This is a genomic window from Brevibacillus panacihumi (assembly GCF_003710985.1).
In the GTDB taxonomy this organism is placed as follows: Bacteria; Bacillota; Bacilli; order Brevibacillales; family Brevibacillaceae; genus Brevibacillus; species Brevibacillus panacihumi.
In genome coordinates, this window is record NZ_RHHT01000002.1 from 27,001 (window position 1) to 48,857 (window position 21,857).

The following is a 21,857-nucleotide window of genomic DNA, read 5'->3' on the forward strand; positions in this document are numbered from 1 at the left end:
GGGTGAACGCTCCTTTCTTCACGGACCAAAAACTCACACCCTACCCGTTCCACTCGATACGAATGACTGACTCACCCGACTTCGACAGACGTTCCATCTCCACGATCCGCCAGTTGCCGGAAAGCGTAGAACGCAGCCAAGCCACATCCTTTTCTGCCAGCCGGATACCGATAAATGCTGTCTCTTCGGTCTCATAATCACGAGGCGGCTCCAGGTTATAGCGTTTATTTAAAATAAATTTAATTCCATTAAAAGTTGTGTATTTGATCGCATATCCTTCGCGAATGGCTTCTTCCAAAAGTTCACGATTCTCTTCGTACAAGGCAAAAAGCGGTGAAAAATCGTATTTTCCTTCTTCGATTTCCAGAAATGGTGCAGGGTTTCCCCCTCTCAGCTTGTGGATGATCTCCTCATCGACAAAACCGTGGGCTCTTGCCGCTTCGAGCAGCATAGCTTCGCGCTGGGAGAGCTTTATATGTGAAGTCGACATGCGTGAAATTCTCCTTTCTTGAAGCTGTTTGCAGGCTTTCCTTCTAGTATAATGGAGGGAAGACAGAAAAACCAACGAGCAGGGTGTCTGGATGAGCGGACCAAAGCATTTCGCGCCATGTTCACAGACCTGGTAAAAAATCAGGCAGTGGTTGGCAGTCTGGATAGACTAGCAATCTGTCAAAATAGTTGCTATGTTAGTACTAGTACACATAGGATCACAATAGTGAGGGAGATGTAGAAAATGGAGTGTCAGTTAACCATTGCTTTGACAGACCAGAAAAAAGAGAAGCCAGCTCATGACAAGCTTGCGTTCGGGGTGCATTTTACTGACCATATGTTTGTCATGGAATACACCGAGGGAAAAGGCTGGCACGATCCGAGAATTGAACCGTATTCCCCGCTGACGATTGATCCGGCTGCGATGGTTTTCCACTACGGTCAAGCCGTATTTGAAGGATTGAAAGCATATCGCAATCAAGATGGAGAAGTACGACTGTTCAGACCTGATCAAAACTTCAAACGCCTCAATCGTTCCTTGACCCGGTTGGACATGCCGACGGTGGATGAAGCGTTTATGGTAGAAGCATTGAAGAAGCTGGTCAGTGTGGAGAAAGAGTGGATCCCTACCGCAGAAGGAACATCTCTGTACATTCGTCCCTTCGTCATTGCGACGGAGGCTTGCCTGGGTGTAAGAGCTTCCCATACTTACAAGCTGATCATTCTGTTGTCGCCAGTAGGAGCTTACTACGCATCCGGAATGAAGCCAGTCAAAATTCACGTGGAAAACAGCTATGTCCGTGCTGTCCGCGGCGGAACGGGCAATGCCAAGACCGCTGGCAACTACGCAGGCAGCCTGAAAGCGCAGACAGAAGCCCATGAAAAAGGGTACGAGCAAGTGCTCTGGCTGGATGCGATTGAGACCAAATACATTGAAGAAGTAGGCAGTATGAACGTCTTTTTCAAAGTAAACGGAGAAGTATGGACACCGATGCTGAATGGAAGCATTCTCGAGGGGATCACGCGTGACTCCACCATCCACTTGTTGAAGGATTGGGGCCTGAATGTCGTCGAGAAGCGCATTTCCGTGGAAGATTTGTTCCAGGCATACCAGAACGGTGAACTGGAAGAAGCATTCGGCACCGGAACCGCCGCCGTCATTTCACCGATCGGCGAAATGAGCTGGAACGGTAACAAAATGGTAATCAATGACGCGAAGACCGGAGAGTTGACGCAAAAGCTGTACGATACCATGACAGGAATCCAGTACGGTGTGGTCGAAGACAAATTTGGCTGGTCGGTGAAAGTAACCGAGTAGGCATCTCTATCCAAAAAAGGCGCGGTTCCCCATGCTAGAACAAGGGAACTGTGCCTTTTTCATTCATTTTTATAGATTTTTCGCGATTGGGCTGTTAACGTAGTAAGACGAAGAGCAGGTAGGGGTGGAGGAGAACAGATGCTTGGGGAAAAACTCGATATTTATGATGAGCAAGGTCGGCACATTGGCGTCAAGCCCAGAAGCGAAGTGCACCGGGCAGGGGACTGGCACCAGACGTTTCACTGCTGGCTGTATCGCAGGGCGGGGGAGCAAATCCACCTGCTTTTTCAAAAACGGCATCCTGAGAAAGATACTTGCCCCAACCTTCTGGACATTACTTCGGCAGGACACCTTCTGGCAGGGGAGAGACCGGAGGATGGCGTACGCGAACTTGCAGAAGAGCTGGGGCTTCACATCGCCTATGAAGCGTTGGCTCCCGTCGGTGTCATCCGGGATGTGATGACGGGGCCGCAGATTGTGGACAAGGAGATGTGCCATGTCTTTCTCTACGAATGCGACCAGCCTTTATCCGACTACAAGCTTCAGGAGGAAGAGGTTGTCGGCCTTCTATGGGTAGAGCTGGACGAGATTGTGGACCTTTTTGCGGGGAAAACCACAAGTATACAAGCGAGCGGCTTCCTGTTGCAGGAGGATGGCGCAGCACGGGATTGCGCATTGGAGGTTGGGCTATCGGATTTTGTTGCCCATGAGCCCCACTATTACCATCAGGTATTCACCGCGTTGCAACGACGCGGGGGTCGAGCATAGGACGGGGCTGCGGGGTGGTTTGTACAGAGAGAGGAGTTACGTATGAGAGTAAAAATCATGATCGCGCTGATGCTTGCCACATTTCTTGCCGCGATGGAAGGCACGATTGTAAGCACAGCCGTACCGCGAATTACCAGTGAATTATCCGGCTTCGAGCAAGTGAGCTGGGTGTACGCCATATACATGCTGGCGACGGCCGTTTCCGCCCCAATCTACGGAAAGCTGGCGGATTTGTTCGGGCGTAAAAAAATCTTTTTGATAGGGATCGGTATTTTTCTGGCAGGCTCCGCTTTGTGTGGAATTGCGATGTCGATGGAGCAATTGATTATTTTCCGGGCGATTCAGGGGCTTGGAGCAGGGGCGGTCATGCCGATTACGATGACGATCATCGGCGATCTGTACTCCGACCTGTCTGCCAGGGCCAAATCCCAGGGCTGGATCAGTGCCGTATGGGGCTTTTCCGGTGTGGCTGGTCCTTTAGTCGGCGGTTTTCTCGTCGATACCGTCTCCTGGCGCTATATCTTTTTTCTGAATCTGCCTTTTGGACTGATATCCTTTTTGATGCTTATCTTGTACTACAAGGAACAGAAGATGAATAAAACCAAGCGCCATATCGATTACGCCGGAGCGCTGATCTTCTCCGTCGGAACGATTGCCCTGCTGTACGCCTTGCTTACGGGAAGCCAGGATCAAAGCTGGCTGAATCCCACGATTCTTTCTTTGATCGGTTTCAGCCTGATCTCGTTCCTGTTCTTTTTCTACGTCGAAAGAAAGTCGCCCGAACCGATGATTCCACTGAACCTCTTCACCAATCGCAATATCTCCATGATTAATCTGTTGAGCCTGGTGATCAACGGCATCGTCATCAGTCTTGTCGTCTATCTCCCCATCTGGACACAGGGCGTGCTGGGAGAGAGTGCGACTGTAGCCGGCTTCGTCTTGACGCCGATGTCCGTATGCTGGACATTGGGAGCTGTCCTTTCGGGACAATTGCTTGGACGCCTTCGTGCAGAGCAATTGATCATCACAGGTACAGCCGTTCTCACAGTGGCTGCTTCCCTTCTGTCCTGGCTGTCAGAGAGCTCTCCCGACTTTCTTGTCTACGTAGGCGTAGGTTTGATTGGCTTGGGCATGGGCTTGATCACGCCGATCGTCATGGTCAAAATTCAGGCATCCGTCGCGGTTGAACAGCGCGGGACAGCTGTTGCCCTCAACACCTTTACTGGTACCTTCAGCCAGACGTTTGGCGCAGCCGTTTTCGGAATGGTGTTCAACCTTGTGACGATCGGGAGCGGACACAGCAATCTGGGCTCCTCGTTTGAGACTGGGGCTATTTCTGCAGAGCAGTTACGCGAGGTGCGAGAAGTGTTGGCTTCCGGGGTTCATGTTGTCTTTACCGGAACATTGCTTCTTGCTGTATGCAGCCTCTTCCTGGCGATCGTCCTCAACAAGCTGGGCAAACAGCAAGTTTTTGCCAAAAAATAAAGAATTCTGCTTGCCGAACCCCCCTGGCATTCGTTACCATTTTTTTGTAACGACAACGATTCCAGGGGGCAGGTGTGTCTAGGATGTATGAAGAAATTCGCCCAATAACGGCAGAAGAAGTCGAGGAACTGGTACGAATCGCAGCCATGGCTTACCCGGGGAGCAATTTGTTGGCGCCTGAGGGGAGAATGCGTTTCACAGAACGCGTGAAGGATACCTTGCAAAACGACCCGTATGCCAGCTTCCACGGTTGGTACCGGGAAGGAAAGCTGGCAGGGATCATGCGGTGGGATGATTTTTCCATGAATGTCCACGGAATCAAGCTGCTGACAGGCGGGATCGGCCTGGTTGCCGTTGACCTTTTGCACAAGAAAGAGAAGATCGCCAAGCAAATGATTCTTCATTTCCTCAAATCCTATCGCGACCGCGGCGTCAGTCTGGTCTCGCTCTATCCATTCCGCGTCGACTTTTACAAAAAGATGGGGTTTGGGATGGGCACCAAAATCAATCAATACCAGGTTCTTCCATCCAGTCTGCCGTACACAGCCAAGGACAAGGTGGTGTACCTGGGCATGGAGGACAAAGAGGAGATCCTGGCCTGCTACCAAAGAGTCGTGCGCAAGACACACGGAATGATGATCCGGAGGGAGCGCGGGCTGCAAGCGTTCCTGGAGCAGCCCGAGCTGATCGTGGTAGGATGCAGGGAAGAAGGAAGGATCAGCGGCTACCTCGCCTTCCAGTTCCAGAATGGGCATGAGAAAAACCGCATGTTCAACCATATGATCGTCAAGGAATTCTACTATGAGAATCGGCAAGCATTGGGGCAGCTTCTCTCCTTCCTGCACAGCCAGGCCGATCAGGTGCAGCGCATCATCCTGACTGTACACGACGAGGATTTTCATCTGCTGCTCCAGGATCCTGGCAACGGCACGGCCAATATATTGCCGAGCGTCTACCATGAAAGCAATGTGTCCGGAGTCGGTCTGATGCACAGAATCATCGATGTGCCGCTCTTTTTCAAGCAACTCTCGCGGCGCAGCTTCAACAAGGAGAATGGCGTCGTTCGATTGACGATTCGCGACTCCTTTCTACCTGAAAACGAGGGTTCCTGGTTGATTCACTTTACGGAAGGACTCCCGGAAGTGATAGAAACAGGAGAGGCGGATGTTGAACTGAGGATGGACATTTCCGAGTTCTCTTCCTTGCTGATGGGAGTCGTCAATATTGGCAAGCTGCACACCTACGGGCTGGTCGAGCTGGACAACGAATCCGCTCTGCCGTGGCTGGAGCGTCTGTTCCACGTCCCCCAAAAACCGGTATGCACGACTCCGTTCTAAGTCGAATTTCACAAAATTGACACAATGTAATCGCTTTCCCGTATCTTTAGACGCCTTCTCCCATACGATGGTAAAAAGGGGGAAGGCTGTTATGATCTATTTGACCTTGGTTGTCTTTTTTGGTTTCTTGCTTGTGGTCTGGTTTGTAGTCGAACTCCTCTTCCGCTTGCAAAAGCATGACTCTTATCAGCACGATTTGCGGTACCTTTGGGAGAATTACAACATAAAAAAAGAGGATATGAATCACCCAAAGAAGAAATAAATTGAGTTACACCTGGGTGAACAGGCGTTTGTCTGTCGAAAAGAGGTGAGGGTATGAATGGCGTGCAAGTGGAACATCAGCGGGAATATTTTCGACTAAGACTGGAGCATCCGCTCTGTGCAGAGATGACAATTGTACTTGTCAAAGGCAAGACGATGGAAATCGGCAGCACCACGGTCCTGATTGAAGATATAGGTGCAGGTGGTCTGCGCTTTCTTTCTCATTTGAAAATGCCCGCCAGTGATCAACTCGTCCTTCAATTCGAGACAGAGCTTTGCTCACAGCCTTTGACCATGTACGGTCATGTGGTCCGCAGCATACCTTGGGAAAACGACTATTATGAATATGCAGTCCGCTTTACAATGGAAGAAACACAACATTTGGAAATTAATCGACTGGTAAACCGCCTGGCCATTCGCTACCGCAACAAGCGAGTGCCAAGTGATGGCCGCTTCTGGAAGGGAGATCGCCGCCAGTTTTTAATGGAATTGGCACAAGCACAAGCCAAGGATGAGCCGAATGAAGAGGAGTAACTCTGCGTTGACGACGCGGAGTTTTTTTTGTTCTAGAATGGCATGAAGGGCTCACGGGTAAACAATATGATTATTCATGTTGAATGTGAATAGATGTAATGTTATATTATCTACATAATGACAAACTAAAACAGGGCGTGTTTATTTATGGATGTTCTAGATGATTTTTGGTCCGCCACTTCCGCAGAACAGAAACAGGGGTTTGTAGAACGCCAGGATCGCATTCTCTGCTTGCTCTGTGGAAAAGAGGCCGAACAAGGCGTGATCTATCCGGTAGACGGCTTTTTCTATGACGCGCGTCGTTACATGCGCCATCATATCGAGCAGGAGCATGGCTCTGTATTCATGCACTTGAGCCATTTGGACAAAAAGCTGACAGGACTCTCGGAGCATCAAATTACGCTGCTGCGGCTGTTTTATCAGGGATTGAGCGATGTTGAGGTGCAGCAGCAGACCGGTATTGGAAGCACATCCACGATCCGCAACCACCGCTTTGTGCTGAAAGAAAAAGAGCGGCAAGCAAAGGTTTTTCTGACTATGATGGAGCTGTTGAAGGAACGGGATCACCAGGCAGATGTACGCCCATCCCTGTCCGGGTGGGAAGGGAGTCGGAAACCCAATGCCGTGCTGGCAGAGCGCAAGGCTATCCTCTCCAAATATTTGCCGGAGCGAAGCCATGGTGGGCTGATCAAGCTGCCGCGCAAGCAAAAGGAGAAAAGGATCGTTCTCGAGGAGGTTGCCAAGCGTTTTGAACCGGACCGCCTGTATACAGAACCAGAGGTCAATGAAATTCTGCAAGCCGTCTACGAGGATTATGTGACGGTGCGGCGGTATCTCGTCGATTTCGGTCTTCTGGATCGGGAGGCGGATGGCAGCAACTACTGGCTTCATCAGAAAAGGGAGCAGGAAGGGGACGTCGAGATGGACAGAAGACAAGTCTTAAAAATGCAGTATAAAGAAACCAAGCCGCAGGCAGGGGTGTATCAGATCAAAAACGTGAAGAACGGAAAAGTGCTGATCATGAGCAGCCCCAATCTGAAGACGATGAATGGAAAGAAATTTATGCTTCAGCAAGGTACGTTCCCCAATCCTATGCTGCAAAAGGACCTGGAAGAATGGGGCGCAGATGCTTTTGAATTCGAAGTGCTGGAAGTATTGGAAGATAAAAACGAGCCCGGCTTTCGAGTGAGCGACGCCTTGGAAAAGCTGGAGGAGAAGTGGCTCGACAAGATAAAGCCCTACAATGAGCGGGGATACAATCAGGAAAAGCGCAAGTAATCGGTTGAAAACATACAGGAGCCACTCCTTCGCTGCGTTCTTACAGGCAGGCAGGAGTGGCTTCGCTGTGTATCTATCTGCTTAACGGGGCATACCAGGGATTTGAGGAGGGATGTAGTTCAATTCTTCATCTGACGTGATGTAATCGGTGTTCACCATGAGCAGCAGGTATCGTCTGCCGGTTTGGGGATCACTTAGAATGATGTGGTCGCGGCCAGCCGTCTCTAGTACGCCACGGAAAATTTTTGCATTCCATTGGGTGTTGTTTTCAAAGGTTTGGTACACAGTGATCACTTTTCCGCGATTCAGACGCAGGATGTTCTCGATATAGGACTCCTCGACAACTGGTTGTTGCCCGGGCATAAAGGGGATACCGGGGATCATCGAGCCGCCGGGCTGCATGGGAACCATTTGCGGCTGCTGAGCTTGCGGTTGTTGTTGGAAGCCAAATGGATACTGGGCAGAAGGGTACATGTCATATCCGTATTGGGTATAAGGATTGAAAGGCATTTGTTGACTCATGATGAACTCGCTCCTTTAACAATCTGTTCTCTAGAAAACACGTGGACAATCTTCACGCGACGGTACGAAGAAGCAATGAGCTTTATAACGGCCAGAATTCGATTGATTATACCAGGTGGGCGGACAATTGCCGGCAGGGCGGAAAAACCAGAGCGCATTTGATGCGGGATGTGTTCGTTCTCCATTGATCGTGCGCCTGGCCAGTCGTCTTTCCCTGTCCCGAGCGCGCTGGTAGAAATACGATTTTTGCACCGCTTCATAACCTCCAGGGGATTGGAACACCATGTCCCGCATGGAGCGGATATTTTTAAAGTCCAGGCAATTGGAAAGAATCCGGTTTACCCCGACATTTCCCACCATCAGCATGCCTAGCTCGCCCTCTGCCTCCGCCTCCGCGCGAATCAATCGCGCTAATAAATCCACATCGCCCGAATTCACCTTTATGACAGCCAATGCTTCACCTCCTCGCAAAAACTCACAATAACACTATATGGCCTGCCGTTAGATGGGTGAGTGTACCAAAGAAATTTTCCCCGGGAGCATGGCCTATGCCGCAGAGTGCTTGGCGAAAATGAAAAACGTCCTTGCGCCAAAAGGCTTTAAGGACGTTTTTTTCTACGTCTGTCCCACCAGAACCAGAGAATGGCGACGACTACGGCCACGCCTAGCAGGCTGACCTCCAGATAGTCATCGAGCAGAACTTTTGCATGCTTTCCGTAGAGATAGAACAAGATTCCTATCAGAAAGAACTTCAAGCCGCGACCCAAAATCGCGAATAGCAGCAGCTTGACCAGTGAGTAGTTGAACACGCCGCTCAACAGGGTAAACACCTTGAAAGGAATCGGCGTGAAAGAACCGATGAGGACGGCAGCATCGCCGTTTTTGGCGAATTGTTCCGTAGCGAGAACGACCCATTTTTCAGGGATGATCTTTTGAAGAATCGGTTTGCCCAGCCACTTGCCCAGTATGTAACCAATCGGAGCCCCAAGGACGGAGCCGGTGAACGCGATCAGCGCAATTCGCAGGGATGCCTGCGGATCTATAAAACTCAAGCCGATCTGTACAAAAAAAGGCGGAATCGGAAGAATGAAGGAATCCAAGAACGCGACGACAAACAAGCCCCAAATTCCATAATCCATAAAAAATTGTGTCAGTTGTTCCAGCATGGGCGTCTCCTTAGGGGTTCTACTGTAATATTCTTATATGATTCTGTCCCAAAACAAAGACCGAACATTTTCCTTCTCCTATGATCATATCATAGTCCGCTTATGAATTTCACCTGATGACTGGACACTACTAGGATGGTCCGTTTTCGGACATACTGTTAGGGATTTTGTCTGATAGTACATCCTCGTCGGCACCCGCTACAGGCGGTCACAGATGCTAGGATGATCCGAGCAGTGAGAAGAAGGAGGAGATCTTGATGATGCATTCCCATCCGCATGGGGCCCATGAAGTCATGGAGCTTCACGAGGTGTTAAACTGTGCCGTAGATGCGTTGAATACGATTCAACTGTACTCTCCGCATGTCACCGATCCCGAATTGGCGCAGCTTGTTTACCACCAAATGACCTTCATGCAAAATGAGTACAACAGCATGGTACATACGGTGCAAGGTGTAGGGGCAGGGGAAAGTCTGCCGTACAGGCCGAAGCGTCAGATGCAGGCGCCTTTTTCCGGCATGCCCAATCCTGCAGCATTTTCGATGCAGCAGCAGCCCAATCTCCACCCCTCTGAGGTGAATGATGCCGATGTGGCCTCGGCTTTATTGGGCATTCATAAAGCGGGCGCCAAAGGAAAGCTGCACGCTTCCCTTGAGGCTTCCCATCCCCAAATCCGGGAAATGCTGCTCCAGGGAGCGATCAACTGTTCACATCAGGCTTATGAGGTGTGGCAGTACATGGAGCGAAAAGGCTATTATCCGCTGGCAGTATTTCCGCATACGACGAGCTCGCAGCTGCTGCGTGCCTACCAACCGCTCAAGCAAGCGATGCCCCAGCCTATGCCGAACAATGTCCAGCCCGTCAATCCAGCCATGGCCGGAGGCATTTCGGCACAATTGGCGCGCGGCATGACAGAGTCCTATGCTGCATCCCAGTCAATGGGGGAGCCTTCACCGGTGAATGCTAGCCAGATCTTTTCATCTCCGGCCTACCGTGAGCAATATTCGCATCAGCCAATAGGAAATACGTCAATGATCACGGATGAGTTACAGACGGCCGGTGCAGAACCAACAGGAGTTTTGTCCCAAAACGTGGAAGAAAAGGCGGCGCGCGGGCGTAAAAAAGCGACTTCCTCTGACATGAATATCGGTCATTAAGTCCCGCCCCTCCCATTGACGTTAGGAAAGAATATCCACTACTATAGAAGGAAAGACAAACGTCATTGGGAGGAGCCATGAAAACACTAGGTTCGGGGAAAGTGGTCTACTACGCCCCAGATGGTACCAGTCTGCAATTGTCAGGGGAAATCGATGTTCGTGGGGATCGGGTCTCGGTTACGGAGATCATATACTTTAACGGTCAACCAAATGGAGCCCGGGAGACAAATCTGCCGCTTGCTCAGTCCGTTATCTACTGGGAGCCGGAAGTGTACGAACAGATCGGTTTTGAATAAGCGCTACGCGTGCGTTACCTCAACAACCTTGTCCTTGGGCAAGGTTGTTTTTGCATTGCGCAAGAACCTTTGTCAAACCCTGGACTATAGCCGGGGTCCTGGAGATATGGTATCATGTGGGGTGGAAATGAATGTATGAACTCGAGGAGTGATCCTGGTGATCGACAACATATTAGAACGAGCCCTAGCTGGGGAACGCCTGGGTCTCGAAGATGGATTGGCATTATTCGAGAGCGATCAGATTGAAAAGATGGGGCACTATGCCAATTTGATCATGCAAAAATGGCATCCAGATCCGATCGCGACATTCGTCATCAGCCGCAACGTCAACTATACGAACGTTTGCGACACCTATTGCCGCTTTTGCGCATTTTACCGGCCGCCTGGTTCCGCGGAAGGCTACGTGCTTCCCAAGGAGACCATTTTCCAAAAAATTCAGGAGACGGTAGATGTTGGAGGAACCGAGATCTTGATGCAAGGCGGTACCAACCCTGATCTCAAACTGGAGTACTACACCGATCTGCTGCGCTCGATCAAGCAGCGCTTTCCGCAGATTACCATGCACTCGCTATCTGTGGCAGAGGTTCTGAAAATCGCCGAAGTCTCCAACATGAGTGTGGAAGACGTTCTTCGTGAATTGAAAGCAGCGGGTCTTGATTCGTTGCCGGGTGCGGGCGGAGAGATTTTGGACGACCGTACGCGCCGCAAGATCTCCCGCTTGAAGGGCTCCTGGAAAGACTGGATCGATACGCAAAAAGCCGCACACCGCGCTGGACTGCCTGGTACAGCGACGATGGTAATCGGCTTCGGGGAAGAGATGGAGGAGCGCGTGCTGTCTCTCATGCGCATTCGTGAAGCCCAGGATGAGACTGGCGGCTTCAAGGCGTTTATCGTCTGGACCTTCCAGCCGGACAACACCAATATGAAAGCGGTCAACAACACGCCTGAGGAATACCTGAAAACCTTGGCGATCAGCCGTTTGATGCTGGACAACGTGGAGAACCTCCAGGCTTCCTGGGTGACCATGGGACCCGAATACGGCCAGTTGTCGCTGTCTTATGGGGCCAATGACTTCGGACAAACCATGATGGAGGAAAACGTCGTCTCCGCTGCAGCATGTACTTACAAGGTCAACACGAACCAAATCCTCGAACTGATTCGCGGAGCTGGCAAAATTCCGGCTCAACGCAACACGCAGTACGACATTTTGCGCGTCTTCAAGGATGGCGAAATGGCGGAGAAGGATTTCGTAATGCAGAACTGATTCTTCAGCCAATCACAAAAAGCCTTTGCAGGTACCGGTACGAACCGGTTCCTTGCAAAGGCTTTTTGATTGAATCTATACCCAGCCAAGAGCGCGAATCACTTGAGCCGTAACGAACGTCACCGCGATTGCAATCGCCAGCGGAATCACCGCGGACAATACTGTCCATTTCACGCTTTTGGTTTCCTTGTAGATATTGAACAAGGTTGTGCCGCATGGATAATGAAGCAGGGAGAACAGCATCATGTTCAGCGCGGTCAGCCAGGTCCAGCCGTGCTGGAGGAAGATCTCCTTGATGTTGTCGATCCCATCCGCATCGACCATCGCTCCGGAGGACAAATAGCCCATCAGCAGGATCGGGAGGACGATTTCATTGGCGGGAAGACCGAGAATGAAAGCCATCAGGATGTACCCGTCGAGGCCGATCAATTGCGCGAACGGATCAAAAAAGGCAGCCATATGACCGAGGATGCTGTCATTGCCGACCGTGATATTGCCCAAAATCCATGTCAGCACCCCGGCAGGCGCTGCGACGACCACAGCTCTTTTCAATACGCTCCAGGATTTGTCCTTGGATGCGATCAGGATTGTTTTCCAAAATTGCGGGCGTCGATAAGGCGGCAGCTCCAGCGTATAGTGGGTCGGCACTCCGCGCAGGGCGGTTTTGGACAAGGCCCAGGAGACAGCCAGAGTCACGACGATGCCGATCAGCACCATTCCCATCACGATAAGAGCCGTTGTGAGCGTATGCCAGCCGCCTACTGCGCCAGTCGCCATGAACAGCGAGGAGAGCAGGATCAGGGTAGGCCAGCGCCCGTTGCAGGGAACGAAGTTGTTGGTCAGAATCGCCAGCATCCGCTCCCGTGGCGACTCGATGATCCGGGTGGAGAGGATGGCAGCAGCGTTGCAGCCAAAGCCCATGGACATCGTCAAGGCCTGCTTTCCGTGCCCTCCTGATTTTTTAAACAAACGGTCCATATTGAATGCGACGCGCGGCAGATACCCGAAGTTTTCCAGCAAAGCGAACACCGGGAAGAAAATAGCCATCGGCGGGAGCATGACGCTGACAACCCATGACGTGCCGCGGAAAAAACCGAGTACGAGAATCCCGTGCAGCCAATCTGGCGCGTTTACTGCTTGAAAGCCAGCCGTGAGGTAGCCCTCGACGACGCCAAACATGCTGGCTATCCAGGCAGACGGCACATTGGCCCCGGCGATCGTAATCCAAAAGACAGCTCCCAGGATCGCCAGCATGATCGGGAAGCCCCAGATTCTCGACGTGACCCATTTGTCCAGCTTGTAGGCAGACGCCAATTTTCGCCTGTCTTCATAGGTGACAGCCTCTTTGCAAATCGAGCGGCTCAGCCGGTAGATGTCACTGACGATCGTGTCGCGGATGGCATTTCCCTCTGCAGCGTTTCGCGTCACAGCCAGCAGCGCATCCAACGGATCAGACGAATTAGTGGCATATGGTTTGCTCATGTCCGATCCTCTCCCTTTTTACAGGCACAGTTGGTTCTTGCATCCGCTCCCGCAGCGATTTCAACAGGCCTTCGTCTCCGTCGAGGAGCCGCAGTGCAATCCATCTGGTCGGAAAACGAGTACCCAGCGTTTGCGCGATGATCGGCTGCAATTCCTTTACTTTTTCTTCAATCTCTTTCGAATAGGGGATTTGTACAGGCTCCGGAGAGATTTCTCCGCTGGCGACCTTCTCGACTTGCTCCATTAAGGCATCGATCCCGATTTTGTTTCGCGCAGAGATGGCGACACAGGGGACGCCCAGCCTCTTCGAGATCATCTGCAAGTCGATCCGCACACCCCGCTTTTTGGCTTCGTCGATCAAATTGACGCACACCACCACTCGGGAGGTCATTTCCAGAACCTGCAAGGCGAGATTCAGGTTTCTTTCCAACGAAGTAGCGTCCAGGACGACAATCGTGACATCCGGCTGCTCAAAGATAATATAGTCTCTCGCGACTTCCTCGTCAGCGGAGTTGGAATACAAGGAATACGTACCTGGCAAATCAATCATGCGAAAAGCGGATTTTCCGTACGTAAATTCGCCTTCCGCCATCAGAACCGTTTTGCCCGCCCAGTTTCCGGTATGCTGGCGCAGTCCGGTCAAGGTGTTGAACAAGGTGCTTTTTCCGGTATTCGGATTCCCGGCAAGCGCGATGGTGTAGGTTCTCACAACGAATCGCCTCCGACATACTCCCCGAAGATGAGGGAGCTTTCCTCCTTGCGCAATGCGATCATGGTATGGTTGACCCGAAAGGCGATCGGATCGCCCAACGGACTTTTTTGTACAACCTCTACTATATTGCCAGGGACGAATCCCAGGTCGAGCAATCGTCTGCGCAATACACCCTGAACTTCGATGCGATCCAAACAGATCTGACTTCCTGTCGCAGCGTCAGATAAAGGAATGCTGGAAGTTGACATGACGTTCACGCTCCTTTTCTTTCGTCAAAGACAAACTGTTGTATGAGGGCAAACTTTTGCGAAAAAAAATACTTCTCGATTTTATTATGAATGTAGTGTAAACGAAGATTCTTTCCTTTGCAACAAAGTTTTTACTGAGGGAAACTTTTTGCGGCAAAAACGTCTTGGAGATGGGTTTTCGAGTAGTGTATGCGCAAATGGGGGCTTTTGGTGAGGGAGGTACTTGCAACCTTCTCGTTGTTTCCAACCGTTTAAAAGTATATCGCTTCTGACGGGACATATACTGTAACTACAATTGCGGTTGGGAGGGATGATCATGCAGACATTCCGCGTCTGGCTGGAGAATATCCCCACGCTTTGTAACACGTACCGGGATATCGTGAACGAGATGACGGATCGGGTAAATACTGCTCCAGTACGGATTCAATACAAGGATCAGGAACAGGACGGCCTACACCTATTTCTCTTCCAGAGCTGGTGTGAACAGGAGTACGACGCCCAAACCATCGACTGGGCCAGAGCCTTCGTAGCCTTGACGATCGCAGAATGGGTCATGCAAGTGAAAGAACCGGAAGTCATCGAGGAGATGGCTGCCGACTTGCTGCAGGTGGAGCAACTAGAGGACGAATGGGAAGAGATGCTGCCGACAATCCTTTTGCGGTGTCAGGAAAACGATCAGATGAACGAAGGCTGGTTCACGGCGACGACGAGAAAGGCCAAGGTGTATCAAAAGGCCTTCCAATACCTGGAGACCGAGCGATCCATTCATTTGACTGGCTTCATACGATTCCGCCTGCAAGAGCATTGGAATGAGCTGTTTGAACTCGTCGAGGCAGGAATCGATGATTTTCTCGAGGAAAAGCAGTATGAGGAATTTGTAGAGCTTCTGCGCTATTTCATCTCCGCCCAGGATAGCAAGCAGGAAGTGGTTCACATCGTTCCTAGTGTGGACAAACCCTTCCATCTTTATGATGAAAAAGGGGATCGTCTGTGGCTGGAGCAATTGGATGCGGTTCTGAATCTGGATGAACAGCAGTGCCGCGACGAAGACTATCTGGTAAGCGCCTTGGTCACGCTTGCCCCGCAAAGCATTGTTTTGCATCAGGCAGGGGATAAGCCGGGTCTCGCCAAGACGATCCAAAGCATTTTTGACAGCCGCCTGATCACCTGTCATTCCTGTCAGCTTTGTCGGGGAAAACGCGTGCTTGACGCGCACAATCCGACTAAACTATAATAGCTTTTATAAGTTCACATGTTGGAAATACGATGAGAAGGACACGGACAGTATGCAGGACGCGACAGAGAGGCGGGACATCGGCTGGAAGCCCGCTGCGGACGTATAGTGATCTACCCCCTTCAAGTAGCTGCCGGGAACGAAGCGTATGCTTTTACTAACGGCATGCCGGTGAAAAGCCGTTATTGCAACGAAGGAGTTTGGATGCCGCAAGTGCGCGCCAACTCGAAGTAGGGTGGTACCGCGAGACTGCACTCGTCCCTTTTTGGGATGGGTGTTTTTTTATTTTCTCTAAAAAATGGCAATCAGGAAGGAAGAAACCAAAGTGGCACAGATTAATGTTACTTTTCCAGATGGTGCAGTCCGTCAGTATGACGCGGGCATTACAATCGAAGATATCGCAGGCTCCATTAGTTCGAGTCTGAAAAAGAAAGCCGTAGCCGGCAAAAAAGACGGCAAAGTGGTAGACCTCTACACACCTCTTCATGAAGATGCTGCTATCGAAATCGTCACTCTCGATTCGGCAGACGGACTGGAAGTGTATCGCCACAGCACAGCGCACTTGCTCGCTCAGGCAGTAAAACGCCTCTACGGCAAGGAAGTAAAATTCGGGATCGGGCCGGTCATTGAAGACGGCTTCTATTACGACATGGATATTCCTGTATCCCTCTCCCCAGAAGATCTGAGCAAGATCGAAGCGGAGATGGAGAAAATTGCAAAAGAAGACCTGCCGATTCGCCGCAAAGTCGTAAGCCGCGAAGAAGCGACAAAAATCTTCCAAGAATTGAACGATCATCTGAAGCTTGAACTGATCCGCGACCTGCCGGAGGATGCGACCATCACCCTGTATGAGCAAGGCGAATTCTTCGACCTGTGCCGCGGTCCGCATCTGCCATCGACTGGCTACATCAAAGCCTTCAAACTGATGAGCGTTGCGGGTGCCTACTGGCGCGGCAATTCGGATAATCAAGTGTTGCAGCGCGTCTACGGTACAGCATGGCCGAAAAAAGCTGAGCTGGAAGAATACCTGCACTTCATCGAGGAAGCGAAAAAGCGCGATCACCGCAAACTGGGCAAAGAGCTTGAGCTGTTCATGTTCTCCGAGGAAGCTCCTGGCATGCCGTTCTACCTGCCGCACGGCTTTACTGTGCGCAACGAGCTGGAGCAATTCTCCCGCCGTCTGCAGCAGTTGGCTGAGTACACAGAGGTTCGCACGCCGTTCATCATGAACCAGCGCCTCTGGCAGAACTCCGGCCACTGGGACCACTACCATGAAAACATGTACTTCTCCGAGGTAGATGATACGACTTACGCGTTGAAGCCGATGAACTGTCCTGGTCATATGATGATCTACAAAAACACCATGCATTCCTACCGCGACCTGCCGATACGCTACTCCGAGTTCGGTCAGGTTCACCGCCACGAGTTTTCTGGCGCTCTGAACGGCATGCTGCGGGTGCGCACCTTCTGTCAGGATGACGCACACGTATTTGTCCGCCCTGACCAGATCGAAGGCGAGATCAAAAACATGATCAAGCTGATCGACTCCATTTACAAGGTGTTCGGCTTCGAGTACAGTGTTGCGCTGTCGACTCGTCCAGAGGATTCGATGGGTTCAGACGAGCTGTGGGAAGCAGCAGAGAATGCTCTGCGCAAAGTGCTCGAGGAATCCGGCATGCCGTATGACGTCAAAGAAGGCGATGGAGCTTTCTACGGTCCGAAGATCGACTTCCAGATCACAGACGCGCTCAAGCGCCGTCATCAATGCGGTACGATCCAGCTCGACTTCCAGATGCCGGAGAAATTCGACCTCTCCTACATCGGCCAAGACAATGAGAAGCATCGCCCAGTCGTATTGCACCGTGCGATGTACGGTTCGATGGAGCGCTTTATCGGCATCCTGATCGAACACTACGCCGGCGCATTCCCAACCTGGCTGACTCCGGTCCAGGCTCGCATCATGACCATCAACGACGTACACGTTCCGTATGCGGAAGAAGTGAAGGCAAAAATGGTGCAAGCCGGAATCCGCGTCGAACTGGATTCGCGCAATGAAAAAATCGGCTACAAAATCCGTGAAGCACAAGTGCAAAAAATCCCGTACAGCTTGGTTATCGGGGAAAAAGAAATGGCGGATGGCACGCTGTCTGTACGCCGCCGCGGCGTTGGCGATGAAGGTGCCATGTCTGTAGACGCGTTTATCGAAAAAATCCGTGCTGAAATCAATGAAATGAAATAAAGCAAAACAAGCTGAAAGAAAGAGCGGGCTGTCCTTCCCACAGAAGGAGCAGCCCGCTTTTACTTGTTTGGGGATGATTATTTCATGATAGGGAACCTTATGGATGATGTCCGAGTTGGGTAGGGAAGGGGCGGTTCTTTCATGAATCAAGCGGATTGCGACTTTTCGCCGATGAAACTAGCGATTAAAGAAGATATTCGCCGGGTGATTACGGAACTCCAGAATAACTTGGCAGCTATGGACGATGAAAACAATTGTCTGCTGGGCAGTTTCCAGAAAATAAAAGAGCATTTCATTCAAATCCAAATGGCAGCAGCGAATTTCTATTTACATTGTTATTTGTCTCCCTATACGAATAAAAACCCGGAAATATCCATTAGTGTCCAAAATATGTCGATTCGCAGACATGGCGGATTGATCGTCATACAACGAGAAGATTCTTTGGACGCATTGATTCATCCGGGTATTTTACTGAGAGCTGAATTGACCCATTCGCTGTTGGAATCGATCTTTTTCCCCGGAAACCCCCTTCATGACGGCGCTGTCATGGTAAACCGGGATCAGATCGTGTCTGCCGCGAATATTCTTCCGCTATCAGACCGATATACAGGGGATAAAAAGCTGGGTACAAGACATCGCGCCGCACTGGGATTAACAGAGCGAAGCGATGCCCTAGTACTCGTTGTCTCCGAGGAAACAGGCAGGATTTCCTTTGCCCTGAACGGTCACCTCTATCCGATTAATACCATGGGCTGATCATGTTCGAGTCAACAAATCATCCGCCCCGAGATGAAATCCGCCAGTTCCGTACACCGCGGACGATGGAAAAACGCTTCCGTGTCAGAGCGTTCCACGATTCGTCCATTGTTTACGAACAGGCAGGTTTGAGCCAGTCGCCTGGCTTGGGGCAGGTTGTGCGTAATCATCAGAATCGTCGTTTGCTTTTGCCGATGTATGGTCTGGATCACCCGTTCAAAAATGGAGATATTGTACGGATCGAGGCTGGCAGTCGGTTCATCAAGCAATAGCAGGGACGGATCGCAGACGAGTGTACGGGCGAGGGCGATGCGTTGAGCTTCACCGCCCGACAGCGTATTGGCTCGCTGATCGCGAACATGCGACAGCTCGACCAGCTCCAGTGCCTCTTCCACCAATGCTTGCATTTCCATCCGGCTTTTTTTTCGGTAGCGCAAGCCCAAAGCGACATTGTCGTAGACCGACGCCTGGAACATGGACGGTTTTTGCGCCACAAAACCCATTTGCCGTTGGAGGGGCAAGCCTTTCGCATAGGAGAGGGAGGTCAGGTCCACTTCCGTACCAAACAGATGTAGCTGCCCGCTCACTGGCCTTTCCAAGAGATTCATGATGCGAAGCAGTGTGCTTTTCCCCGCTCCGCTAGGGCCGACGATCCCGTAAAAGCCGCCCCGCTCGAATGAAACGCGATCCACGGCGAGAACCGTTCTATTTCCGTAGGTTACTTCCAGATTCCGTACTTCCACGCGGTCCATGCGCTCACCTCCGCCTGGATTTCATTTGGTTCAAGACGCCAGCCATCAGAAAGCTGTTGAACAGAAAACTGATGGCGAGCAGGACAAGCCCCAATTGCAGCCCCGCTGTGAAATTCCCCGTCCGTGTCTCCAAAATGATCGCGGTCGTCATGACGCGAGTGTGATGCTCGATATTGCCCCCGACCAGCATCACGGCTCCGACCTCGGAGATCGCCCTGCCGTATGCGGCAGCTACCCCGGACCAAATGCCGCCGCGCGCTTCACGGACGATGGTGATCATCATCTGCACAGGACTGGCGCCCAGACTTTTCGCGGTCTCCCAATACGCCCGTTCCTTGGCCTGCACAGCCGACATCGTCAGGCCAGCGAGGATGGGTGTAACCAGAATCACCTGGGCGATGATCATCGCTTCCGGCGTGAACAGCAGCCCGAGCGAACCAAGAGGCCCGTAACGGGAGAGCAGCAGATAGACGACGACGCCGACCAGCACGGGAGGAAGTCCCATGCAAGTGTAGATGAGAGCGACGACGAATCGTTTGCCGCGAAACGAATAAAGCCCGAGCAGGGTGCCGGTCGGGATTCCTGCCAGCATCCCGATCGCGACCGACACCGTCGTTACCTGCAGGGAGAGCCAGATGACCTCCCAGACATCCTGGGTCATCATAACGGAATACTCCTAGCGCTTTTTGGCATCAGGAACGAACAGCCCTTTGCCGTAGGTTTCCTTGCCGAATTCGCCGATCAGCTTCTGTCCCTGCTCCTCTGTGAAGAAGCGGATCAACTGCATGCCTTCCTCCGGTTTCGCGGACGATTTGACCTGGATGATGCCATATGGGTTCAGCAGCGACTTATCTCCTTGCACCAGCACCTCCAGATTCAGCTTGCGGGAGAGGAAGGTGGCTTCGTCGGTCAAGGTGTAGGCCCTCATCTCATCTGCCATCTGCAGGGTTTCGCCCATGCCTTGGCCGGAGGAGACATACCAGCTGCCCTCTGGAGTGATGGCAGCTTCCTTCCAGATGCTTTTTTCCTTCTTGTCGGTACCGGAATCATCGCCGCGCGAGACGAACGGGGATTGTTTCTCGGCGATTTTGGCCATGGCTTCCTTGGCGCTCTGAACGCCTTTTATCCCGGCGGGGTCTTCAGCAGGCCCCACGATATAGAACTGGTTGTACATCACATCGAAGGCGTTGATGCCGAAGCCTTTCTCGACGAATTCGTCCTCGGCTTTGCGAGAGTGGACCAAGAGGACATCCGCATTTCCTTCCTCGCCCAATTTGATGGCTTGTCCGGTGCCGACCGCGATTACTTTTACGGTGATGCCGGATTGCTGCTCAAAAACAGGCAGCAAGGCATCCAACAGGCCGGAATCCTGGGTGCTGGTAGTGGTAGCGAGAATAATCTCTTTCTTTTCGCCTGCGGAGGGTGCCGGTGCAGGTGCTGCAGCGGGCTGATTGCCCTGTTCGGGTGCGGCGGCAGGCTGCGAAGAGGAACAGGCAGCAAGCAGGAGGAGGAGCGCCAAACAAAATAGTGTTGTAATAGATTGGATGGTTTTCATTCTTCTCATCTCCCTTGAATAGGATAGCAATCATGATCATCTACAGGGGAATCTCTTTTCCGGTCAGGGAAACATTATATCCCCCTTGCCCGACGACCGCCTGTTTGAAGGCCGGGTCACGCAGCACTGCCAGCAGTTGCTGAAAGCGTTCCTGCTCCCAGAGGCGTGCGGGAATCACCAGATCGTAGCGTTCTTCCTGAATCGGAAAGAAATCAAGTCCCAGCCCCCTGGCGACGCTTTCGATCCCGAGGGAGACATCCGCTTTTCCTTGCAAGACATGAGAGGCAGTCGCATAGTGGGTGGTCATCTCCAGATCGTAGCCGGGAAGGGTTTGGGATGATCGGCCGGTCTGCCGCAGCTTGTAGTCCAACAGCAAGCGAGTCCCCGAGCCTCGCTGCCGGTTGACAATCCGGTGACGTCCGCTCAAAAACTCCTCCCAACTGGTGATCATCCGCGGATTTCCTTTCGGGACCACGAATCCTTGCCAGCGGTTGACCAGATTGACGACCCTTATCTCATCATGCGGCAAAAGGCAGCGAACATGCGGCAGGTTGTACTCGCCTGAGGCTGTGTCCAGCAGATGGCATCCCGCCATTTCGACACGTCCTTTGTACAGCTCGATCAGTCCGTCCAGACTGCCCGAGAAGGCGGGGAGCAGCGTAGTTCCGCGCCGTGCCAGCATGCGCGTCAAGAGGTCGATTGTCAGGTCGTGGCTGCCGGCGAAGAGAATTTCCCAGGTGGCTTCGGACTGGCTGGCGTGTCCCGGGGGATAGGGAGGGTGTTCTTCTCGCGACTTGTTGCGTTGCATGAACACGTCCAGATCGCTTCGCAGGATGCGCAGGGTTCGTCCGATTTTGGCTGCCGGCAATTCTTTGCGCTTGATCATTTCGTAGACCGTATAGCGAGTCAGCTTCAATTCGACAGCTACCTCATCCGGGGTCAAGTAGGAATCATCCACAGTAACACCTCCTTCCGAGAAAAGGAAATCTTTAGTTTGGTTGAATTTG

General features: G+C 51.8%; 23 protein-coding genes. 12 read left to right on the forward strand and 11 right to left on the reverse strand.

Annotated features, from left to right (window positions below):
* Positions 1-40 precede the first annotated feature (40 nt).
* On the reverse strand, positions 41-490 hold the full coding sequence (locus EDM58_RS00200) for a hypothetical protein (RefSeq protein WP_122911531.1): 450 nt from the start codon (positions 488-490) through the stop codon (positions 41-43).
* A 243-nt stretch (positions 491-733) separates the two neighbouring features.
* Between EDM58_RS00200 and EDM58_RS00205 the strand changes: the two genes are divergently transcribed.
* The 6 genes from EDM58_RS00205 to EDM58_RS00230 all read left to right on the forward strand — a co-directional run bounded on the left by EDM58_RS00205 (position 734) and on the right by EDM58_RS00230 (position 7,470).
* Entirely contained in the window at positions 734-1,807 is a 1,074-nt protein-coding gene (locus EDM58_RS00205) for a branched-chain amino acid aminotransferase (RefSeq protein ID WP_122911532.1), read from the forward strand.
* Between the two features lie 138 nt (positions 1,808-1,945).
* Entirely contained in the window at positions 1,946-2,575 is a 630-nt protein-coding gene (locus EDM58_RS00210; RefSeq protein WP_122911533.1) for an NUDIX hydrolase, read from the forward strand.
* 42 nt (positions 2,576-2,617) lie between these two features.
* Entirely contained in the window at positions 2,618-4,060 is a 1,443-nt protein-coding gene (locus tag EDM58_RS00215) for an MDR family MFS transporter (RefSeq protein WP_122911534.1), read from the forward strand.
* An 83-nt stretch (positions 4,061-4,143) separates the two neighbouring features.
* Positions 4,144-5,397: a GNAT family N-acetyltransferase gene (locus EDM58_RS00220; RefSeq protein ID WP_122911535.1), complete on the forward strand. Its 1,254-nt coding sequence runs from the start codon at positions 4,144-4,146 to the stop codon at positions 5,395-5,397.
* 315 nt (positions 5,398-5,712) lie between these two features.
* Positions 5,713-6,192, forward strand: a complete 480-nt coding sequence (locus EDM58_RS00225) for a PilZ domain-containing protein (RefSeq protein WP_122911536.1) — start codon at positions 5,713-5,715, stop codon at positions 6,190-6,192.
* A gap of 147 nt (positions 6,193-6,339) precedes the next feature.
* Positions 6,340-7,470: a DUF2087 domain-containing protein gene (locus tag EDM58_RS00230; RefSeq protein ID WP_122911537.1), complete on the forward strand. Its 1,131-nt coding sequence runs from the start codon at positions 6,340-6,342 to the stop codon at positions 7,468-7,470.
* A gap of 81 nt (positions 7,471-7,551) precedes the next feature.
* Here EDM58_RS00230 and gerQ read toward each other — a convergent pair whose 3' ends face one another.
* The 3 genes from gerQ to EDM58_RS00245 all read right to left on the reverse strand — a co-directional run bounded on the left by gerQ (position 7,552) and on the right by EDM58_RS00245 (position 9,158).
* Complete coding sequence (gene gerQ / locus EDM58_RS00235) at positions 7,552-7,992, reverse strand: spore coat protein GerQ (RefSeq protein ID WP_122911538.1); 441 nt, start codon at positions 7,990-7,992, stop codon at positions 7,552-7,554.
* Between the two features lie 30 nt (positions 7,993-8,022).
* The gene (locus EDM58_RS00240; protein WP_122911539.1) at positions 8,023-8,445 is read right to left on the reverse strand and encodes a cell wall hydrolase; all 423 of its coding nucleotides are present in this window, start codon (positions 8,443-8,445) and stop codon (positions 8,023-8,025) included.
* Positions 8,446-8,591: 146 nt separating this feature from the next.
* Complete coding sequence (locus tag EDM58_RS00245) at positions 8,592-9,158, reverse strand: YqaA family protein (RefSeq protein ID WP_122911540.1); 567 nt, start codon at positions 9,156-9,158, stop codon at positions 8,592-8,594.
* 257 nt (positions 9,159-9,415) lie between these two features.
* On the opposite strand from EDM58_RS00245, the gene EDM58_RS00250 reads away from it, so the two are divergent.
* The 3 genes from EDM58_RS00250 to mqnC all read left to right on the forward strand — a co-directional run bounded on the left by EDM58_RS00250 (position 9,416) and on the right by mqnC (position 11,872).
* Entirely contained in the window at positions 9,416-10,312 is an 897-nt protein-coding gene (locus EDM58_RS00250; protein ID WP_122911541.1) for a spore coat protein, read from the forward strand.
* A gap of 77 nt (positions 10,313-10,389) precedes the next feature.
* The gene (locus EDM58_RS00255; protein ID WP_122911542.1) at positions 10,390-10,608 is read left to right on the forward strand and encodes a hypothetical protein; all 219 of its coding nucleotides are present in this window, start codon (positions 10,390-10,392) and stop codon (positions 10,606-10,608) included.
* Positions 10,609-10,765: 157 nt separating this feature from the next.
* Positions 10,766-11,872, forward strand: coding sequence for a cyclic dehypoxanthinyl futalosine synthase (gene mqnC / locus EDM58_RS00260; RefSeq protein WP_122911543.1), 1,107 nt, complete (start codon positions 10,766-10,768; stop codon positions 11,870-11,872).
* A gap of 75 nt (positions 11,873-11,947) precedes the next feature.
* On the opposite strand, the gene EDM58_RS00265 is transcribed toward mqnC, so the two are convergent.
* Genes EDM58_RS00265 through EDM58_RS00275 form a run of 3 tightly spaced genes read right to left on the reverse strand, consistent with a single transcriptional unit; the run spans position 11,948 to position 14,314 of the window.
* Positions 11,948-13,354, reverse strand: coding sequence for a nucleoside recognition domain-containing protein (locus EDM58_RS00265; protein WP_122911544.1), 1,407 nt, complete (start codon positions 13,352-13,354; stop codon positions 11,948-11,950).
* Positions 13,332-14,063 (reverse strand): FeoB small GTPase domain-containing protein, encoded by a 732-nt coding sequence (locus EDM58_RS00270; RefSeq protein WP_122911545.1) that lies wholly within the window; start codon positions 14,061-14,063, stop codon positions 13,332-13,334. Before EDM58_RS00270 ends, EDM58_RS00265 begins: the two co-directional genes overlap by 23 nt.
* A complete protein-coding gene (locus tag EDM58_RS00275; protein WP_122911546.1) occupies positions 14,060-14,314 on the reverse strand; it encodes a FeoA family protein in 255 nt (84 codons plus the stop codon). Before EDM58_RS00275 ends, EDM58_RS00270 begins: the two co-directional genes overlap by 4 nt.
* Before the next feature lie 316 nt (positions 14,315-14,630).
* Between EDM58_RS00275 and ytxC the strand changes: the two genes are divergently transcribed.
* The 3 genes from ytxC (at position 14,631) to cdaS (ending at position 18,543) form a co-directional block, all read left to right on the forward strand.
* The gene (gene ytxC, locus EDM58_RS00280; RefSeq protein ID WP_122911547.1) at positions 14,631-15,548 is read left to right on the forward strand and encodes a putative sporulation protein YtxC; all 918 of its coding nucleotides are present in this window, start codon (positions 14,631-14,633) and stop codon (positions 15,546-15,548) included.
* Positions 15,549-15,873: 325 nt separating this feature from the next.
* Entirely contained in the window at positions 15,874-17,787 is a 1,914-nt protein-coding gene (gene thrS, locus EDM58_RS00285) for a threonine--tRNA ligase (RefSeq protein WP_122911548.1), read from the forward strand.
* Between the two features lie 141 nt (positions 17,788-17,928).
* Positions 17,929-18,543, forward strand: a complete 615-nt coding sequence (gene cdaS, locus EDM58_RS00290) for a sporulation-specific diadenylate cyclase CdaS (RefSeq protein ID WP_122911549.1) — start codon at positions 17,929-17,931, stop codon at positions 18,541-18,543.
* Between the two features lie 11 nt (positions 18,544-18,554).
* Here cdaS and EDM58_RS00295 read toward each other — a convergent pair whose 3' ends face one another.
* Genes EDM58_RS00295 through EDM58_RS00310 form a run of 4 tightly spaced genes read right to left on the reverse strand, consistent with a single transcriptional unit; the run spans position 18,555 to position 21,808 of the window.
* Entirely contained in the window at positions 18,555-19,295 is a 741-nt protein-coding gene (locus EDM58_RS00295) for an ABC transporter ATP-binding protein (protein ID WP_122911550.1), read from the reverse strand.
* 4 nt (positions 19,296-19,299) lie between these two features.
* The gene (locus EDM58_RS00300; RefSeq protein ID WP_122911551.1) at positions 19,300-19,959 is read right to left on the reverse strand and encodes an ABC transporter permease; all 660 of its coding nucleotides are present in this window, start codon (positions 19,957-19,959) and stop codon (positions 19,300-19,302) included.
* A gap of 12 nt (positions 19,960-19,971) precedes the next feature.
* Complete coding sequence (locus EDM58_RS00305) at positions 19,972-20,850, reverse strand: ABC transporter substrate-binding protein (protein WP_221175395.1); 879 nt, start codon at positions 20,848-20,850, stop codon at positions 19,972-19,974.
* 40 nt (positions 20,851-20,890) lie between these two features.
* The gene (locus EDM58_RS00310; protein ID WP_122911553.1) at positions 20,891-21,808 is read right to left on the reverse strand and encodes a helix-turn-helix transcriptional regulator; all 918 of its coding nucleotides are present in this window, start codon (positions 21,806-21,808) and stop codon (positions 20,891-20,893) included.
* Positions 21,809-21,857 lie beyond the last annotated feature (49 nt).

Excerpts from the sequence above, each read along its gene's own strand:
- EDM58_RS00200 (WP_122911531.1), bottom strand. The coding sequence starts at position 490 with ATGTCGACTTCACATATAAAGCTCTCCCAGCGCGAAGCTATGCTGCTC.
- EDM58_RS00205 (WP_122911532.1), top strand. The coding sequence starts at position 734 with ATGGAGTGTCAGTTAACCATTGCTTTGACAGACCAGAAAAAAGAGAAG.
- EDM58_RS00210 (WP_122911533.1), top strand. The coding sequence starts at position 1,946 with ATGCTTGGGGAAAAACTCGATATTTATGATGAGCAAGGTCGGCACATT.
- EDM58_RS00215 (WP_122911534.1), top strand. The coding sequence starts at position 2,618 with ATGAGAGTAAAAATCATGATCGCGCTGATGCTTGCCACATTTCTTGCC.
- EDM58_RS00220 (WP_122911535.1), top strand. The coding sequence starts at position 4,144 with ATGTATGAAGAAATTCGCCCAATAACGGCAGAAGAAGTCGAGGAACTG.
- EDM58_RS00225 (WP_122911536.1), top strand. The coding sequence starts at position 5,713 with ATGAATGGCGTGCAAGTGGAACATCAGCGGGAATATTTTCGACTAAGA.
- EDM58_RS00230 (WP_122911537.1), top strand. The coding sequence starts at position 6,340 with ATGGATGTTCTAGATGATTTTTGGTCCGCCACTTCCGCAGAACAGAAA.
- gerQ (WP_122911538.1), bottom strand. The coding sequence starts at position 7,992 with ATGAGTCAACAAATGCCTTTCAATCCTTATACCCAATACGGATATGAC.
- EDM58_RS00245 (WP_122911540.1), bottom strand. The coding sequence starts at position 9,158 with ATGCTGGAACAACTGACACAATTTTTTATGGATTATGGAATTTGGGGC.
- EDM58_RS00250 (WP_122911541.1), top strand. The coding sequence starts at position 9,416 with ATGATGCATTCCCATCCGCATGGGGCCCATGAAGTCATGGAGCTTCAC.
- EDM58_RS00255 (WP_122911542.1), top strand. The coding sequence starts at position 10,390 with ATGAAAACACTAGGTTCGGGGAAAGTGGTCTACTACGCCCCAGATGGT.
- EDM58_RS00265 (WP_122911544.1), bottom strand. The coding sequence starts at position 13,354 with ATGAGCAAACCATATGCCACTAATTCGTCTGATCCGTTGGATGCGCTG.
- EDM58_RS00275 (WP_122911546.1), bottom strand. The coding sequence starts at position 14,314 with ATGTCAACTTCCAGCATTCCTTTATCTGACGCTGCGACAGGAAGTCAG.
- ytxC (WP_122911547.1), top strand. The coding sequence starts at position 14,631 with ATGCAGACATTCCGCGTCTGGCTGGAGAATATCCCCACGCTTTGTAAC.
- cdaS (WP_122911549.1), top strand. The coding sequence starts at position 17,929 with ATGAATCAAGCGGATTGCGACTTTTCGCCGATGAAACTAGCGATTAAA.
- EDM58_RS00295 (WP_122911550.1), bottom strand. The coding sequence starts at position 19,295 with ATGGACCGCGTGGAAGTACGGAATCTGGAAGTAACCTACGGAAATAGA.
- EDM58_RS00300 (WP_122911551.1), bottom strand. The coding sequence starts at position 19,959 with ATGATGACCCAGGATGTCTGGGAGGTCATCTGGCTCTCCCTGCAGGTA.
- EDM58_RS00305 (WP_221175395.1), bottom strand. The coding sequence starts at position 20,850 with ATGAAAACCATCCAATCTATTACAACACTATTTTGTTTGGCGCTCCTC.